At 74.7% G+C, this 15,218-nt stretch carries 18 protein-coding genes; 11 read left to right on the forward strand and 7 right to left on the reverse strand.

The window, feature by feature from the left end; all coding sequences use genetic code 11:
* Together ABWU78_RS13215 and ABWU78_RS13220 are read left to right on the forward strand one after the other, a co-directional pair.
* Positions 1-315 (forward strand): hypothetical protein (locus ABWU78_RS13215; RefSeq protein ID WP_439158669.1); only part of this gene is annotated, 315 nt, incomplete at its 5' end.
* The gene (locus ABWU78_RS13220) at positions 312-821 is read left to right on the forward strand and encodes a MogA/MoaB family molybdenum cofactor biosynthesis protein (protein ID WP_253054248.1); all 510 of its coding nucleotides are present in this window, start codon (positions 312-314) and stop codon (positions 819-821) included. The genes ABWU78_RS13215 and ABWU78_RS13220, both read left to right, overlap by 4 nt.
* Positions 822-858: 37 nt before the next feature.
* On the opposite strand, the gene ABWU78_RS13225 is transcribed toward ABWU78_RS13220, so the two are convergent.
* Genes ABWU78_RS13225 through ABWU78_RS13245 form a run of 5 tightly spaced genes read right to left on the reverse strand, consistent with a single transcriptional unit; the run spans position 859 to position 3,895 of the window.
* Positions 859-1,095 carry a MoaD/ThiS family protein gene (locus tag ABWU78_RS13225; RefSeq protein ID WP_253054246.1) on the reverse strand — a complete coding sequence of 79 codons (237 nt, stop codon included), beginning with the start codon at positions 1,093-1,095 and terminating at the stop codon, positions 859-861.
* A gap of 3 nt (positions 1,096-1,098) precedes the next feature.
* The gene (locus ABWU78_RS13230) at positions 1,099-1,389 is read right to left on the reverse strand and encodes a DUF6457 domain-containing protein (protein ID WP_253054244.1); all 291 of its coding nucleotides are present in this window, start codon (positions 1,387-1,389) and stop codon (positions 1,099-1,101) included.
* Complete coding sequence (gene mobA / locus ABWU78_RS13235) at positions 1,386-2,042, reverse strand: molybdenum cofactor guanylyltransferase (protein ID WP_439158670.1); 657 nt, start codon at positions 2,040-2,042, stop codon at positions 1,386-1,388. The genes ABWU78_RS13230 and mobA overlap by 4 nt, the downstream gene beginning before the upstream one ends.
* Positions 2,039-2,521: a cyclic pyranopterin monophosphate synthase MoaC gene (gene moaC / locus ABWU78_RS13240; RefSeq protein WP_047233669.1), complete on the reverse strand. Its 483-nt coding sequence runs from the start codon at positions 2,519-2,521 to the stop codon at positions 2,039-2,041. Before moaC ends, mobA begins: the two co-directional genes overlap by 4 nt.
* Before the next feature lie 42 nt (positions 2,522-2,563).
* A complete protein-coding gene (locus ABWU78_RS13245; RefSeq protein ID WP_439158671.1) occupies positions 2,564-3,895 on the reverse strand; it encodes a molybdopterin molybdotransferase MoeA in 1,332 nt (443 codons plus the stop codon).
* Between the two features lie 104 nt (positions 3,896-3,999).
* Between ABWU78_RS13245 and ABWU78_RS13250 the strand changes: the two genes are divergently transcribed.
* The 3 genes from ABWU78_RS13250 to ABWU78_RS13260 all read left to right on the forward strand — a co-directional run bounded on the left by ABWU78_RS13250 (position 4,000) and on the right by ABWU78_RS13260 (position 6,791).
* The gene (locus ABWU78_RS13250; protein WP_353708259.1) at positions 4,000-4,752 is read left to right on the forward strand and encodes a PAS and ANTAR domain-containing protein; all 753 of its coding nucleotides are present in this window, start codon (positions 4,000-4,002) and stop codon (positions 4,750-4,752) included.
* Positions 4,753-4,789: 37 nt separating this feature from the next.
* Positions 4,790-5,650, forward strand: coding sequence for an SDR family oxidoreductase (locus ABWU78_RS13255; protein WP_353708260.1), 861 nt, complete (start codon positions 4,790-4,792; stop codon positions 5,648-5,650).
* Positions 5,651-5,975: 325 nt separating this feature from the next.
* Positions 5,976-6,791 (forward strand): GAF and ANTAR domain-containing protein, encoded by an 816-nt coding sequence (locus ABWU78_RS13260; protein ID WP_439158672.1) that lies wholly within the window; start codon positions 5,976-5,978, stop codon positions 6,789-6,791.
* 56 nt (positions 6,792-6,847) lie between these two features.
* On the opposite strand, the gene ABWU78_RS13265 is transcribed toward ABWU78_RS13260, so the two are convergent.
* Positions 6,848-7,588: a PAS and ANTAR domain-containing protein gene (locus ABWU78_RS13265; RefSeq protein ID WP_439158673.1), complete on the reverse strand. Its 741-nt coding sequence runs from the start codon at positions 7,586-7,588 to the stop codon at positions 6,848-6,850.
* A 92-nt stretch (positions 7,589-7,680) separates the two neighbouring features.
* Here ABWU78_RS13265 and ABWU78_RS13270 point away from each other — a divergent pair, with 92 nt between their 5' ends.
* From ABWU78_RS13270 to ABWU78_RS13290, 5 genes are all read left to right on the forward strand, one after another.
* A complete protein-coding gene (locus tag ABWU78_RS13270) occupies positions 7,681-8,190 on the forward strand; it encodes a DUF6328 family protein (RefSeq protein ID WP_253054230.1) in 510 nt (169 codons plus the stop codon).
* 153 nt (positions 8,191-8,343) lie between these two features.
* On the forward strand, positions 8,344-8,781 hold the full coding sequence (locus ABWU78_RS13275) for a hypothetical protein (protein ID WP_253054228.1): 438 nt from the start codon (positions 8,344-8,346) through the stop codon (positions 8,779-8,781).
* Positions 8,782-9,061: 280 nt separating this feature from the next.
* Entirely contained in the window at positions 9,062-9,823 is a 762-nt protein-coding gene (locus ABWU78_RS13280; RefSeq protein WP_439158674.1) for a hypothetical protein, read from the forward strand.
* Complete coding sequence (locus ABWU78_RS13285; protein WP_439158675.1) at positions 9,820-11,082, forward strand: peptidoglycan-binding protein; 1,263 nt, start codon at positions 9,820-9,822, stop codon at positions 11,080-11,082. The genes ABWU78_RS13280 and ABWU78_RS13285 overlap by 4 nt, the downstream gene beginning before the upstream one ends.
* Positions 11,079-13,073: an ABC transporter ATP-binding protein/permease gene (locus ABWU78_RS13290; RefSeq protein ID WP_253054222.1), complete on the forward strand. Its 1,995-nt coding sequence runs from the start codon at positions 11,079-11,081 to the stop codon at positions 13,071-13,073. Before ABWU78_RS13285 ends, ABWU78_RS13290 begins: the two co-directional genes overlap by 4 nt.
* A gap of 67 nt (positions 13,074-13,140) precedes the next feature.
* Here the strand turns inward: ABWU78_RS13290 and ABWU78_RS13295 are convergent, their stop codons facing one another.
* Positions 13,141-14,367, reverse strand: a complete 1,227-nt coding sequence (locus ABWU78_RS13295; protein ID WP_353708264.1) for an MFS transporter — start codon at positions 14,365-14,367, stop codon at positions 13,141-13,143.
* On the opposite strand from ABWU78_RS13295, the gene ABWU78_RS13300 reads away from it, so the two are divergent.
* Positions 14,353-15,189, forward strand: a complete 837-nt coding sequence (locus ABWU78_RS13300) for a DUF1361 domain-containing protein (protein ID WP_439158676.1) — start codon at positions 14,353-14,355, stop codon at positions 15,187-15,189. The two genes, ABWU78_RS13295 and ABWU78_RS13300, sit on opposite strands and share 15 nt — an antisense overlap.
* Positions 15,190-15,218 lie beyond the last annotated feature (29 nt).

The raw sequence follows: 15,218 nt of genomic DNA on the forward strand, positions 1-15,218 counted from the left end.
ATCGGACACCTGCCCGCGCCGCAGGTGCTTGCCGAGCCGCAGCAGCGCGTCCTCGACGGGACCGTCCGACGTCGTCGTCATGCCGCTCGCCCGCCGCCGGACGTCGAGGGCCGGGCACGGAGCGGTCGCGAGGGCCCACGCACCGGCAGCGCTGACGGCACGGACACGTACGACATGCGGGCCTCCTGGGCGAGCAGGGACGGCGGGTCGGTCCACAGCCACTATGCCCAGAACGGGCGGATCGCGCGCGCCGAGCGCGACGCGCCCGACACCCCGCCCTACCCGGCCACGCGGGTCGCTACCGTGGCGCCATGAGCCAAGCCACCGGACCGGCCGCGGACGCGACCGTCGCCGTCGTCACCGTGTCCGACCGCTGCTCGCGCGGCGAGGCGGAGGACCGCTCGGGCCCGCTCCTCGCGGGGCTCCTGGAGGCGGCGGGCTGGCCGGTCGTCACGGACCTCGTGCCCGACGGCGTCGCCTCCGTCCGCGATGCCGTCGACCGGGCCGTGGCCGGGGGAGCGCGCGTCGTGCTCACGACCGGCGGGACCGGCGTCGGGCCGCGCGACCTCACGCCCGAGGGGACGCGCGAGGTCCTGGCGCAGGAGCTCCCCGGCGTCGCGGAGGAGCTGCGCCGGCGCGGCGCCGCGCACGTGCCGGCCGCCGTGCTGTCGCGCGGGCTCGCGGGGATCGCGTCGGGCCCGGAAGGCCGGGTGCTCGTCGTGAACCTGCCCGGCTCGACGGGCGGCGTGCGCGACGGCTGGGCGGTCCTGGAGCCGCTCCTCCCGCACGTCCTCACCCAGCTCGACGGCGGCGACCACTGACACCAGGCGATCCGTGCCTGCTCGGCGCGGGGCCGGGTCAGCCGCCTGCGAACGGGGGCAGGACGTCGACCGTCTCGTCCGTACCGATCGGGGTGGCGTCGGTGGACGCGCGGATGCCGCCGACGAGGAGCGAGCAGCGGGGGAGCACGTCCGCCAGGGCGGGGTGGCGGGCGACGAGCGCGGCGTGCAGCTCGCCGGCCGTCGTCGCGTCGACGCTCTCCGTCTCGGTGCCGGCGGCGTCGCGCGCCCCGGCGAAGTAGCGGACGGTCACCATCGGTCAGTCCTGCGTCTCGGCCGCCGCCGTGCTGGGCAGCTCGGGCTCCGGCGTCCACGCGAGCGCGAGCTCGGCGGCGCGGTCCAGGACGTCCTGCACGGTACGGCCCGAGCCGTCGTGCGCGGCCAGCCCGGCGACGTAGCCCGCGACGAACGTCGTGAGGGGCGCGGCCGGACGCTCGATGCCGTGCGCGGCGTCGCGCGCGAGGTCGAGGATCGCGCCGATGTCCACCACCTGGGGGTCGAGGTCGAGGTCGCCCGCCAGCGCGTCGACCCAGCGCTCCAAGTTCGTCATCGTGGCCTCCTGCTGTCGTCGGGGGTGTCGTCGGGCGCCGGTTCCGCACCCGCGCCCAGGCGGCGGTCCTGCTCGCGGGCATCCTCCCACGTGTCGACGTCGTCGGTGGCGCCGTCCTCGTCGGGGACGGCGAGCGCGGGCAGTCCCGCGAGCAGGCGGCGCACCGAGGCTCCGTGCAGCGCGGGCAGGGCGTCGAGCGCGCCCTGGAGCGCGGCCCGCTCGTAGAGCCCCACGAGCCACTGGTCGCGCCCGCCGCGCACCGCGTGCACGGCGACCTCGCCTGTCCGCCGGCGCGCCGCGGCGAGCAGCGCGGGCACCGCCTCCGCGGCCCGGGGGACGTCGCACGCGAGCACGAGCACCCAGGCCGCGCCGCCGTCGTCAGGCCCGGGCAGGGCCGCCAGCCCGGCCGCGATGCCCGCGACGGGCCCCCCGAAGGGCGGGTCCTCGCGCGTCAGGGCGTAGCGGGCGGGGTCGGCGAGCTCGTCCGGCCCGACGACGACGGTCCGCACCGCGCCGGCGGTCGCCGCGAGCGCGTGCTCCAGCAGGGGACGGCTCCCGACGACGACGCCCGGCTTGGGCGTCCCGAGCCGCGCCGCGCGACCTCCGGCCAGCACGAGGGCGTCGAAGGCGAACGCCGGGCGGGGTTCCGTCACGGCTCGCGGTGCCAGTCGCCGGACTTGCCCCCGGTCTTGGCGACGAGGCGCACGTCCGTGAGCTCGACGGACTTGTCGAGCCCCTTGACCATGTCGACGACCGCGAGGCCCGCGACGGCCACGGCGGTGAGTGCCTCCATCTCGACGCCCGTGCGGTCGGCGGTGCGCACGGTCGCGGTGACGTCGACGCCGTGGTCGCCCACGACGAGGTCGACGACCGCGCCGTGCACCCCGATGACGTGCGCGAGCGGCAGCAGCTCCGCTGTGCGCTTGGCGCCCGCGATGCCCGCGATGCGCGCGACGGCGAGCACGTCGCCCTTGGGGACGGTGCCGTCGCGCAGCGCCGCGACGATCTCCGGCGAGCACCGCACGACGCCGGTCGCCGTCGCGGAACGGACGGTGGGCTGCTTGGCGGTGACGTCGACCATGCGGGCGTGGCCGCGCTCGTCCAGGTGCGTGAAGTCGTGCGTGGGGCTCATGGCGCCACTCTCGCACGCGCGTGCGGAGAGGGTTCCCGACGATCAGTCCAGGAGCAGGACCCGGACGGCGTCGCCGGGCTCGACCGACGTGACGTCCGCGCCGACGACGGCGAGCGCGTCGGCGTGCGCGAGCGCGCTCACGCGGTGCGAGCCGGACCCCCGCGCCTCCGCGGGGTCCGCCCCGCGGTCGCGGTGCCGGCCGGCCGGGACGACGCGGGCGCCGTCGGCCGCGGTGTGCCGCACGAGCACGAGCTGCTCGCGGCCCGCCGGCGAGGACCAGCCCTCGGCGGCGACGCGGCCGACGAGCGCACGCCCCTGCCCGGGGACGCCCCGCAGGCGGTCCAGGACGGGGCGCACGAACAGCTCGAACGACACGAACGCGCTCACGGGGTTGCCGGGCAGCGCGAGCCACGGGACGCCGCGCCACCGCGCGAGGCCCTGCGGCTTGCCGGGCTGCATCCCGACGGCGACGAGCCGCGCGTCGGCGACGGCGCCCTCCCACGCCGTCCCGGCGCGCGTCGCGGGGTCGAGGATCTCGCGCACGACGTCGAATGCACCCGCGCTCACCCCTCCCGTGCTGACGAGGAGGTCGGGCGGGGCGCCGTCGAACGCACCCAGCAGGTCGTCGAGGGCCGCGACGAGCGCGGCGGCCGTGTCGCCGACCGCGCCCCGCCGCACGACGTGCGCCCCGGCCGCGCGCGCCGACGCGGAAAGGAGGACGGAGTTGGAGTCGGGGATCCGACCCGGCCCCGGCGCGGTCCCCGGCGCGACGAGCTCGCTGCCCGTGGAGAGCACCGCGACGCGGGGCGCGCGGTGCACCGGTACGGTCGCGTGCCCCGCGGACGCCGCGACCGAGACGTGCCGAGCCGTCAGCACGGCTCCCGCCTCCACGACCACGTCACCGCGGCGCACGTCCTCGCCCCGCGCCCGCACGTTGCTGCGCGACGCGTCGTGGACCTCGACGGTCGCGGGGCCGCTCCCGGCCGCCCCCGGCGTGAACCGCCCGGTCGACGTGCGCTCGACCGGGACCACGAGGTCGGCGCCGCGCGGCACCGGCGCCCCGGTCATGACCCGGACCGCCTCGCCGACCCCGAGGAGGGCGTCGAGCCCCGGTGCCCCCGCCGCGACGTCGCCGACCACGCGCAGCGCGACCGGCGACGCCGTCGTGGCCCCGGCCACGTCCTCCGACCGCACCGCGTACCCGTCCATCGCGGACGCGTCGAACGCGGGTGCGTCGAGCGTCGAGACGACGTCCGCCGCGAGGACCGCCCCGACCGCGTCCTCGAGCGGGACGTCCGTCGACGGCGTCGGGCGGACGAGCGCGAGCGCGTCGTCGGCGTGCTGGGCGATCGTCCGGCGCGGCTCGCGGGTCATGCCCGCACCGTAGCGGAGCCCGGGTGCCGACTCCGGACGAGTGGGCTAGGTTGGAGGCGGAGTCATGAAGCGGCCCGCAGCCCCCCGAACTTTGGGAGGACACCATGGCCTCGATCTCCGCGACCACCACCCCCAGCCCCGAGCAGACCGCTCCCGTGCGCCCCGCAGCCCTCGCCGAGGTGCTCGCCGTGGGCACGCACCTGCTCGTGGGGCAGTACCGCGTCGAGCTCGGCACCGGGACCTGGTGGTGGTCGGACGAGGTGTACACGATGCACGGCTGGACGCCGGGGGACGTCGAGCCGAGCCTGGACGCGCTGCGCTCGCGCAAGCACCCGGACGACCGGGCCCGCGTCGTCCGCGCCGCGACGGACGCGATCCGCTCCGGCCGCCCCTTCTCGTGCGCGCACCGCATCGTCGACGGGCACGGCAAGGCCCGCTCGGTCGTCGTGACGGGCCAGGGCCGCCGGGACGCTCGCGGCCGGGTCGTCGAGATCGCGGGCTACGTCGTCGACGTCAGCCCGACCCACAAGGAGGCGCTGGAGCGCGAGTCGCAGCGCGCCGTGACGCGCGCGTTCGTCAGCCAGGCCGCCGTCGAGCAGGTCAAGGGCGTGCTCATGGCCGTGCACGGCGTCGACGACGTCGCGGCCGGCCAGCTCCTCGCCGAGGCGGCGGGCGAGGCGGGCGTCCCGGTCCAGGAGACGGCGACGCAGGTCATGCGCGCGCTGAGCAAGGCCGGCGGGGTGGGCCCGACGGCCGAGGCGACGGTCGCGGGGGCGCTCGCCGCCGTGCGCCCGGTCGCCCGGCCCCGCGCGCACGACGCCCAGCTCGCCCGCCGCCGCGAGCCCGCGCGCTCGTGAGCCGGAGCAGAGGACCCCGACGGAACGGAGGGACGACATGACGGACGAGACGGCCTTCCCGGCCCAGCAGCAGGAGCCGCCCGGCCTCACGAGGCCCATGGACCCGGCGCCCGACCACGGCGAGGAGTCGTACCGGGGGAGCGGGCGGCTCGAGGGTCTGCGCGCGCTCGTGACGGGCGGCGACTCGGGCATCGGCCGCGCGGTCGCGATCGCCTACGCGCGCGAGGGCGCGGACGTCGCGATCGGCTACCTGCCCGAGGAGCAGGAGGACGCCGAGGAGACGGCGCGCTGGGTCCGCGAGGCGGGCCGCACGTGCGCCCTCCTGCCCGGCGACCTGACCGACGAGGCGACCGCCCGCGACCTGCCCGGGCGCGCCGTCGCGGAGCTCGGCGGGCTCGACGTCCTCGTCAACAACGCCGGGTTCCAGATGGCGCGGCGCGAGTCCATCGAGGACGTCACGACCGCGGAGATCGACCGCGTCCTCAAGACGAACCTCTACGCGCTGCTCTGGGTCACCCAGTCGGCGCTCGAGCACCTGGGGGAGGGGTCGGCGATCGTCAACAACTCGTCGATCCAGGCGTTCCAGCCCTCGACGTCGCTGCTCGACTACGCGTCGACCAAGGCCGCGATCAACAACCTCACGGTGAACCTCGCGGCGGAGCTCGGGCCGCGGGGCATCCGGGTCAACGCCGTCGCTCCCGGACCCATCTGGACCCCGCTCCAACCGGCCACCCAGCCGGAGGAGAAGATCGAGACGTTCGGCCAGGACACGCCGCTCGGGCGGGCCGGGCAGCCCGCGGAGGTCGCGCCGGCGTTCGTCTTCCTCGCCTCCCCGACGGACGCGAGCTACGTCTCCGGCACAGTCCTCGGGGTGACGGGAGGCAAGCCCGTGTTCTAGGGCCTGGAAGAGACCTCCCCGTGCGGGCCGCGGACGGATCGGCCGAGGGCCGCGACCCGCCCGGGAGGGTCGGAGGGCAGGCGTCCGCGCCTGCCCGGGGGCGGGTCCGCCGCGAGAGCGACGGTGCCCCAGGGACACCAGCCGCCACGCCCTGTGCGGGCGAGACGGCCACCGCCCCCGACCCGTCCGGGCGCCCTGCCCGGGCGGGGCCTCCGGCACCACCGGTGAGGCGGGCCGCGCACGACGTCGCGGCCCGTCTCTCTGGGTACCGGTCGCTGTGAGCGCGGCCTACGCTGGGGCCCGGGGGACCCGTGAGGAGGCCGAGATGACGAGCATCGAGCAGAGCGTCGAGCAGGGCACGGTCGGCATGCCGGCGGGTCCGGGAGCCACCGTCCCCGCCCCGCAGACGGGGGGCGTCGCCGGGTTGCCCGAGATCGTGGGCGGCGTCGAGGACCAGAGCGTCGCCGGGCTTGTCGCGGACGCCGCGCGGGCGCTGGCCGACGAGCCGACCCTCCAGCAGACGCTCGACCGCGTCGTCGAGCTCGCGGTCTCCATGGTCGAGGGGTGCGAGTCCGCGGGCATCTCGCTCGTCACGCGCGGGCGGATCGAGAGCCCCGCGGTGTCCGACCCGCTCGTCGCGCGGGGCGACGCGCTCCAGTACGAGCTCCACGAGGGGCCGTGCCTGGACGCCGTCCACGACCACGCGCTGGTCGAGTCGGGCGACATCGAGTCCGACGTGCGCTGGCCGCTCTGGGCGCCCGCCGTCGCGCGCGAGCTCGGGGTCCGGTCGATGCTGTGCGTGCAGCTCTACACGTCGGAGAACGCGCACGGCGCGCTCAACATGTACTCGACGTCGCCCGACGCCTTCGGGCCCGACGACTACCACCTCGCGTCGACGTTCGCTGCCGTCGCTGCTGCCGCGATCTCCGCCGCGCGCACCGAGGAGCAGCTCCAGTCCGCCGTCCAGACGCGCACCCTCATCGGGCAGGCGCAGGGCATCATCATGGAGCGCTACTCGCTCACGGCCGGGCGCGCGTTCGCGGTGATGAGCCGCGTGTCCCAGGACGCGAACATCAAGCTCGTCGACATCGCGCGCCACATCGTCGAGACGCGGCGCATCCCGGGGGTCGGGGCCGACTGAGGCGAGGCCGTCCCCGGCGGGCCTCGCGCCGCGGGCCGGTCCGGACGGTCCGTCGGTCAGTCGAGCGCGCCCGCGGGCGTGCCGTCGTCCGCACCTCCGAGGAGCCGGTCGATGCGACGTCGGGCAGTCTCGTCGAGCGCGCCTCCGCCCGCGCCCGCGACGCTCCCGTCGACGACGGCCGCGACCAGCCGGCGCGCGAGCTCGCGCACGGGCACGTTCGCGTCGTTCGAGCGACGTCGCAGCAGCTCGAACGCGTCGTCCGGTCCGATCGCGAACGCCGTCATGAGGACGCCCTTGGCCTGCTCGATCACCGAGCGTGACGCGTCCGCGGCGCGGATCGACGCCGTCGCCTCGCGCCGGGCCGCCTCCTCGTGCGCGGTCGTCAGGTCGACGAAGTACCCCACGACGGCCGCCCACGGGGCCCCGCCGTCGAGGCGGCGGCCCTGCGCGGCCACGGCGAGCGTGCGAGTCCGGCCCGTCGCGTCCACGATGCGGTGCATGGACCCGAACGGCTCCCCGGTGCGCGCCGCGTGCGCGAGCTCGCTCGCGACGCGCTCCCGGTCCTCGGGGTGCTTGTGGGACAGGACGAGCGCCGTCGTCGGGACGACCTCGCCGGGCGCGAAGCCGTGCATCTCGTACACCTCGTCCGACCACCACCACGTGTCCGTGGCGACGTCGACGCGGAAGCGCCCGACCGGCTGGGGGTCACCCGGGCCGAGTGCGGCGAGGAGGTCGGCGAGAGCCGGAGGGACGACGTCGTCGGGTTCCGCGACGTCGGAGGGCAGGACAGCGTCCATCGATGGGGGTCCCCGGAGATCGATCAGGACGGAGCCGATTCCTGACCCCAGCAGAAGGAAGATTAGCCCAGGGGCGGCGCGAGGGAGGACTCATGACCACGCAGGTCAGCGACGGGCGTGACGAGTCGGCCGACGAACGGTCCGACCGCAACTGGGCCGAGCTGCTCCAGGAGCTGCGCGTCATGCAGATGGGCGTGCAGATCCTCACGGGGTTCCTGCTCACGCTGCCGTTCCAGCAGCGCTTCGGCGACCTCGACTCGTTCCAGACCGGTGTCTACCTCACCCTCGTGGCACTCGCCGTGCTGTCCACCGGCCTGTTCGTCACGCCCGTGAGCCTGCACCGCGCGCTGTTCCGCAAGCACCGCAAGACGGCGCTCGTCACCCTGAGCGACCGCATCGCCCGGGTCGGCGTGCTCGTCCTCGCGTTCGTCGTCACGGGGACGGTCCTGCTCGTGGTCGACGTCGTCGTGAACCGCACCGCGGCGCTGTGGTCGAGCGGCTGCGCGCTCGTCCTGCTCGTCGGCCTCTGGTTCGTCCTCCCGCGCCTCGTCGCCCACGGCTCCGCGACTGGTCCTGCACAGGTCCATGGAGCGCACCCCTGACGACGTGGTCTGAATTAGTGCCCGACTCCACCCGGAACGCAGGGGGTGGCCGCAAACGGTCCAGATGGTGAGAACCCTTATGCGCCCGATGGTCGATCTGCGACGGTTGGCCCCGTTCGCCCTCAGCAGGGGGGCCGAAAGCAGGGAGACGCGATGAAGCGAACGATCATTGGCCTGGTCACCACAGGTCTGCTGGCACTCGGTGGCAGCGTCGGCCTGGCGGTACCGGCGACGGCAGCCACGGCCGATTGCCCGTTGGGGTATTCGTGCCAGTGGCGAGACACCGGCTACCGGACGGGCTCGGTCGAGGCCGGTCACTTCTCCTTCTTCGAGTGCCAGTACGACTTCTCTTGGCGTACGTACGCGGGCGTCGGCGGTAACGGTGGCTACTCAGTGAGCTCGGTCTCCAACAAGGGCAGGTACGAGTACGCCTTCTACTACATCAACCCGGGTTATCAGGGCCCTTCCTTCGGCCTCAAGCCCGGGTCGGGCGACGGCAACTTGGGCGACAGCGGAGGGAATGCTCCCGCTGGGTTCAACGACGAACTGCTCTCGGGGGCGTTCGGCTCGGTCGAGTACGGGTGCAAGTAGTCGTAGTGGGTGGTCGTGGGGCTGTCGAACATGACGACATCGACAGCCCCGCCCCACCACGTCCCCGGGTCACGGGTGCCGAAGTCTGAAGGGGTTGAGAGCTGCGATGCGAGTTCGAGCGTTGTCCGGGGTTGTCGGTGGGGCGGTCTTCTGCTTTGTCGTCGCGGGATGCGGAACGATGGAGGCCGACGGGGGTTTGGAACGCGATCACGAAACAGCGGCAGGATCGGTCGAGGCGGCGGCGCCGGGCGACGGTGAAAAGAACCGGCTGAAGTGGGTGATGCCCCTGGACGCGTACAGGGTCGACAACGCCCTCGGCGACGCCGCGGAGGGCGTGCTGGTCGAGGCGTGCATGCGGGACGAGGGCTTCGATTATCAGCGTCCGCAGGTCGACGTCTCGGTGCGTTCGGAGTCCATGTCGCTCGGTGGGCGACGGCTGTTCAACGTCGAGACGGCCGCGCGGTGGGGGTACAGCGGGGCGCCCGACCCGAACGCCGCCATCATCAGGGCGGCGAGCGAGGAGTCGATGTCCTGGTCGCCGGAACAGGACGAGCAGTTCTGGGCGTGCGTCGACGAGGCGCGAGAAGAGCTGCCCACGGAAGGCATGCGGATCAACAACGCCCTCGCCGGCCTCGGCGCGTCGGCCTGGAACGGCGCGGCCCTGGATCCCGCGGTCGTGGCGGCAGCCGAGAAGTGGGTGACGTGCATGCAGCCGCTCGGCGTCACCGACCTCCCGCCGAGCCCGAACGGCGAGGACGGCGGGACGCCGACCGAGACGATGAGCGCGTCGTTCGGCGAGATCGCCGACGGTATGGAGAACGAGCGGACGCCGGAGCAGAAGGCGGAGGAGATCCGGCTCGCGACGTTCGACGCCGAGTGCCAGGAGAGCTCCGGCTACGCGCAGGCGCTGTACGACGCGGAGTGGGAGCGTCAGACGACGGTCGTCGCGGAGAACGAGGACGCGCTGGCCACGCTCCTCGAGGAGAAGAATGCCTTCGAGAAGCAGTCCCGGGAGATCTTGGACGGGGCGGGGGTCGGGTGATTCCTCGCCGCCGCGTCGTCGTCGGGGCGGTCGTGACCGTCCTCCTCGTCGGGGGGCTCGTGGGCGGGTGGTTCGCGGCGGCGAGCTTCCAGTCCCCGGCACAGGTCGCCGCGAACGCGGCACCTCCGCCGCCCGGTGACATCGTGGCGACGGTGACCTTCGGTGCGCTGTCGGAGCAGATCACTGCGCGGTCGGACGTCGTGCGCGAGTCGGCGGCAAGCGTCCAGGTCGCCGCCGGGAGCGGTGACCAGTCCGTGGTGACGGCTGTCGGGGTCCCGGCGGGTTCCGAGCTGCGGGCGGGCGCTGTCGTGCTGGAGGTCAGCGGCCGTCCCGTCATCGCCACCACCGGGGCGTTCCCGTACTACCGCGACCTCGTCGAGGGAGCGACCGGCCCGGACGTCGAGCAGCTCCAGCGGTTCCTGCGTGACCTCGGCTACCGCGTGGGCGGCCTGGGGGAGTTCGGCCCGCAGACTGCCCAGGCCGTGCGCGCCCTCTACAAGGACATCGGGTACGAGCCGACCACCCGCGAGGCGCCCGCCGACGAGTTGCAGACGCCGGGTCAGAACGCGCCGGCGCCGTCCACCGGCGATGCGGTATCTGAGGTTGCTCCGACCGACGGCACAGGCACCGACCCGGCCGCTCCGGTCGACGGCACGACCGGCTCCGTCGCGCCGGCGGCCCCCGCGCAGCTCGTGGTCGTGCCGCGCGGCGAGCTCGTCGTCACGGGCTCGCTGCCCGCCGTCGTCGGCACGACGCCGGACGTGGGGGACGTGCTCACGGCCGAGAACGCGACGATCACCCTGGGCCAGGGTGCCGTCGTCGCGCAGGCGAAGGTGGCGGTCTCGGTCCTTCCCGTCCTCGGCGAGGGGATGACCGCGACGCTCTCCGGCCCCGACGGCACGGTGCTCGACGCCACGCTCGGCGCGATCCCCGCCCCGCCGACGGCGACGGGGGACGAGGCGGCCCCGGTCGAGGTCGGGGTGCCGTTGGTGGCGGCGCAGCCGATCGACAGCACGTGGCTGGGGGCGAACGTGCTCACGACGATCACGGTGTCCGCGGTGGCCGACGAGGCCCTGCGTGTCCCGGCCCGTGCCGTCGCCGTGCACTCCGACGGCACCGCCGTCGTCCAGCGGCGCGAGTCCGACGGCTCGTTCCGCGAGGTCGAGGTCCGCGAGCTCGGGCGCCTGGGCGGGACCAGCGCCGTCGAACCCGTCACCGCCGACGCCCTGTCGGCGGGCGACGAGGTGAAGGTCGAGTGACGACGTTCGACCTCGCGGGGGTCACCAAGACGTACCCGGGCGCGCAGCCGGTCGAGGCGCTGCGAGGGGTCGACCTGAGGATCGGCCCGGGGGAGTTCCTCGCCGTCGAGGGCCCTTCCGGCAGCGGCAAGTCGACGCTCCTCAACATCCTCGCCCTCCTGGACGCGCCGACCTCGGGCACGTACCGGCTCGACGGCCGGGACGTCGCCTCCCTCGGGGAGCGTGAGCGGGCGCGCCTGCGCGGGGAGACGTTCGGCTTCGTGTTCCAGGGGTTCCACCTCATGGACCACCGGACGGTCGTGGACAACGTCGAGCTCGGCATGCTCTACGCCGGCGTGCCCGCCGACGAGCGTCGCCTCAGGGCGCTGGAGGCGCTCGACCGTGTCGGGCTCTCGGAGACCGCGCACCGTCGCGCCAGCGACCTGTCGGGCGGGCAGCGGCAGCGCGTCGCGATCGCGCGTGCGCTCTCGGTCGGGTCTGGGACGATCGTGGCCGACGAGCCGACCGGCAACCTCGACACCGCGACGTCGGAGTCCGTGCTGGAGCTTCTCACCGACCTGCACCGCACCGGCACGACGGTCGTGCTCGTCACCCACTCGCCGGAGATCGCGGCTCGCGCGCAGCGGCGGCTCGTGGTGCGCGACGGCCTCGTCGTCACCGACACCGGAGGCGTCGGTGCAGGTGCGGCCGAGGGCGTCGGCACCGCCACCACGGCGGTCGCGGGCCTCGACCTGCTGCTCGCCGGGCCGTCGCCGGAGGCGACGGGACCGGCCGGGGGCGAGGACCGACGTCGGGCACGACACCGGGTCGGGTTCCGCACGGTGGTCCGTGACGCGGCCGCGTCGGTCGCCTCCCGACGCGGCCGCACCGCCACGCTCGCGGCCTCCGTCGCGGTCGGGGTGGCCCTGGCCCTGACGACGGTCGGTCTCTCGGCGTCGGCGCAGGCCCAGGTCTCCGAGCGGTTCGACGCCCGGCTCAACCGGGCCGTGACCCTGACGATGCCCCTCGCCGCTGCCGAGGCGGGGCTGCCCGTCGTCGTCGACGGGACCGCGCCGGGCGTGCCCGGGGAGGCCGTCGCCCGGCTCGCGGACCTGCCCGGTGTGGACGCCGCGGCGCTCGTGTCCCGGAACGGGATGATGACGGTCGCCCTGCCGGGCGAGGCCGCCAGCGTGCCGGACGCCTTCCTGCTCGGCGTCGGCGACGGCATCGACCATGCCGCGGAGCTCGGCGTCGACTGGGCAGGCGGGACGCCGGGCCCGCTCGGGGACGGCGAGGTGCTGCTCGGGCGGGCGATCGCCGACCGGCTCGGTCTCGGGCCGCTCAGCGCGCGCCCGCAGGTCGTGCTCGACGGACGGTCGTTCGTGGTGCGCGGCATCGTCGACCAGGGCTATCGCGTCACGAACGTCATCCAGGCGGTCCTCGTGCCCGTCGACGTCGCGGCCGCGCTGCGACCCGCCGCGGAGCACGAGGTCTACGTCTTCACCGCGACCGGCGCAGCCCAGCAGGTCGCGGCGCAGGCCCCCCTCGTGCTGCGGCCCAGCACACCCGAGGCGTTCACGATCGTCGCGCCGCCCGACCCTCGCGGCCTGCGCGGGGAGATCGAGAACGACGTCCGGACGATCCTCCTCGTCCTCACGGGGGTAGCGATCCTCGCCTCGGTCGTCTCCCTGACGAGCGCGATGACGATGTCCGTGCTCGAACGCTCCCGGGAGATCGGGATGCGGCGCGCGATCGGCGCCCAGGCGCGCCACGTGAGCCGGCTCGTCATGACGGAGGCCGCGCTCGTGGGTGTCGTCGGCGGCGTCGCAGGCGCGGCCACGGGAGTCGCCGCCCTCCTGGCGATCACCATCGCCCGACGCTGGACCCCGGTCCTCGACCTGGGACACGTCCCGGTCGCGGTCGCGGGTGGCGTCGTCGTCGGGGTGCTCGGCGGGGTAGCGGCCTCCCTGCGCGCGCGCCGCATCCAACCGAGCGAGGCGCTCCGGGTGTGACCCCCCGTCGAGATGGCGACTCCCGGGTCGAGATGGCGACCCCGGCCACCATCGAGGCCGCGGGTCGCTACGTCGCGGCGGCGCGGCGGACGGGGCCGAGGGTGAACAACAGGGTGAGGAGAGCGGTGAGCGCGAGGAGCGCGAAGCCGAGGCCGTAGGTGCCCTCGAGCTGGTAGACGACGCCCATGAGCAGCGGCGGGATGAACCCGCCGAGGCCGCCCGCCGCGCCCACGAGGCCCGTGACCGCCCCGACCTTCTCGACCGGCGCGACCTTCGAGACGAGGGCGAACGTCGCGCCCGACGACGCGCCGAGCGCGGCGGCGAGGCCGAGGAACGCGATCGTCCCGACCGGCACGAGCGACGGCTGGAACGCGACGACCGCGGCGAGCGCCGTGACGACGGCGAAGCACCCGACGGAGACGGGCACGCCGCCGAACCGGTCGGACAGCGCGCCCCCGACGGGCCGCATGAGGACGGCGAGCACGACGAACCCCGCGGTGCGGGCGGCGGCATCGGACGCGGTGAGGTCGTAGGCGTTGACGAGGAACGTCGGCAGGTAGACGGAGAACGCGACGAACCCGCCGAACCCGACGGCGTACAGCCAGGAGAGCTGGAGGGTGGCGGGCAGGCGGAACGTCGCCCAGGTGCGGGCCCAGAACCCGCCCGCGGGGGCGGTCGCGCGGCCGGGCGGGACGCGCAGCAGGAGCCACGACACGACGGCGAACACGGCGAGGACGGCGGCGACGAGGAGGAACGGCGCGGCGTCGCCCCACGCGTCGCGGATGCGCACGGTGGTGAAGGCGGAGATCGCGGTGCCGCCCATGCCCATGCCGAAGATCCCGACGGCGGTGCCGCGGCGCGCGGGCGGGTACCAGGCGTTGACGAACGGGACGCCGACGGCGAAGGCCGTCCCGCCGAGGCCGAGGAAGAAGCCGCCGACGAGCAGCGCGACGAAGCTGTCCGCGACGAGCCCGACGAACAGCACGGGCAGGATCGTCAGGGCGCTGACCAGCGGGAACATGATGCGCGCGCCGTAGCGGTCGGTGAGCGCGCCCACGGGGATGCGCCCGAGGGAGCCGACGACGACCGGGACGGCGACGAGGACGGACACCTGGACGTCGGTGAGGTGGTAGAGCTGCCCGTACGCCGCGCCCAGCGGGCTGATGAGGGCCCATGCCCAGAAGTTCACGGCGAACCCGATCGTCGCGAGGACGAGCATCAGGGTCGGGGAGGTGGACGAGGAGGTCGTCGTCGGGGCGGGGCCCGCGGTCCCGCTCGCGTGCTGCTGCGCCATGGCGACTCCTGGTGGGAGGTGCCCGTCGTCGGGCACGGGGAGGTCGTTGCGTCGAGCGACTCCACGCTAACGACGCTCGTCGCGCCCCGCGCGGCGAACCACCCGTACCGTGGGGGCGTGCTCGACTGGCTCTTCGGGGGCGTGGCCCTGCTCAACGTGTACGCGCTCGCCCTCGTGGTGCTGCGCGCCCCGCTCTACCGCACGCGCCTGTACCGGCCGATGCTGCTCAACATCGGGCTGTCGATCGCGCCCGTCATCGTCCTCGGGCTCGTCGTCGTCCTCGACGCCGTGCTCATCGCGGGCGGCGCCCCGCCGTGGGTGGTCCTCACGGTCGCGGGAGCGGGGTTCCTCGTGTGGCTCCTGCTGCTGCCCAACGCGGGGTACCTCGTCACGGAGCTCAACTACAGCCACCGGCAGGAGGGCGAGGACGTCCCGCTCTGGTACGACATCGTCGCCGTGCTCACGCTCGCGATGTCGGGCGCCATGAACACGGTCGTCAACGTCTTCCTCGCGCAGGCGCTGCTCGCCCTCGTGCTGTACCCGAACGACGACGACCCGTTCCGGCACGCGTCCTCGTGGATCGCCGTGCTCGTCGTGCTCGCGCTCGTGTCCGTGGGCATCTACCTGGGCCGGTACGTGCGCTTCAACAGCTGGGACCTGGCCCACCCCGTCGAGTTCGTGCGCAAGCTCGGCACGCACTTCCGGGCCCGGGGCGCCGTGCGCGCCGCGCTCCTGTTCGTCCTGCTGCACACGCTGTTCTTCGCGTTGATGTACGCGATCGTCATGGGACCCGTCACGACGCTCCTGGTCCGCGGGGCCTGACGGGCACGCCGCTCGCCCCGTAGGATGCG

The organism is Cellulosimicrobium sp. CpK407, assembly GCF_051844275.1.
GTDB lineage: Bacteria > Actinomycetota > Actinomycetes > Actinomycetales > Cellulomonadaceae > Cellulosimicrobium > Cellulosimicrobium cellulans_G.

What these genes read in the sequence shown, in the direction of transcription:
- ABWU78_RS13220 (WP_253054248.1), top strand. Translation starts at nt 312, where the DNA reads ATGAGCCAAGCCACCGGACCGGCCGCGGACGCGACCGTCGCCGTCGTC.
- ABWU78_RS13225 (WP_253054246.1), bottom strand. Translation starts at nt 1,095, where the DNA reads ATGGTGACCGTCCGCTACTTCGCCGGGGCGCGCGACGCCGCCGGCACC.
- ABWU78_RS13230 (WP_253054244.1), bottom strand. Translation starts at nt 1,389, where the DNA reads ATGACGAACTTGGAGCGCTGGGTCGACGCGCTGGCGGGCGACCTCGAC.
- moaC (WP_047233669.1), bottom strand. Translation starts at nt 2,521, where the DNA reads ATGAGCCCCACGCACGACTTCACGCACCTGGACGAGCGCGGCCACGCC.
- ABWU78_RS13245 (WP_439158671.1), bottom strand. Translation starts at nt 3,895, where the DNA reads ATGACCCGCGAGCCGCGCCGGACGATCGCCCAGCACGCCGACGACGCG.
- ABWU78_RS13250 (WP_353708259.1), top strand. Translation starts at nt 4,000, where the DNA reads ATGGCCTCGATCTCCGCGACCACCACCCCCAGCCCCGAGCAGACCGCT.
- ABWU78_RS13255 (WP_353708260.1), top strand. Translation starts at nt 4,790, where the DNA reads ATGACGGACGAGACGGCCTTCCCGGCCCAGCAGCAGGAGCCGCCCGGC.
- ABWU78_RS13260 (WP_439158672.1), top strand. Translation starts at nt 5,976, where the DNA reads ATGACGAGCATCGAGCAGAGCGTCGAGCAGGGCACGGTCGGCATGCCG.
- ABWU78_RS13265 (WP_439158673.1), bottom strand. Translation starts at nt 7,588, where the DNA reads ATGGACGCTGTCCTGCCCTCCGACGTCGCGGAACCCGACGACGTCGTC.
- ABWU78_RS13270 (WP_253054230.1), top strand. Translation starts at nt 7,681, where the DNA reads ATGACCACGCAGGTCAGCGACGGGCGTGACGAGTCGGCCGACGAACGG.
- ABWU78_RS13275 (WP_253054228.1), top strand. Translation starts at nt 8,344, where the DNA reads ATGAAGCGAACGATCATTGGCCTGGTCACCACAGGTCTGCTGGCACTC.
- ABWU78_RS13280 (WP_439158674.1), top strand. Translation starts at nt 9,062, where the DNA reads ATGCCCCTGGACGCGTACAGGGTCGACAACGCCCTCGGCGACGCCGCG.
- ABWU78_RS13295 (WP_353708264.1), bottom strand. Translation starts at nt 14,367, where the DNA reads ATGGCGCAGCAGCACGCGAGCGGGACCGCGGGCCCCGCCCCGACGACG.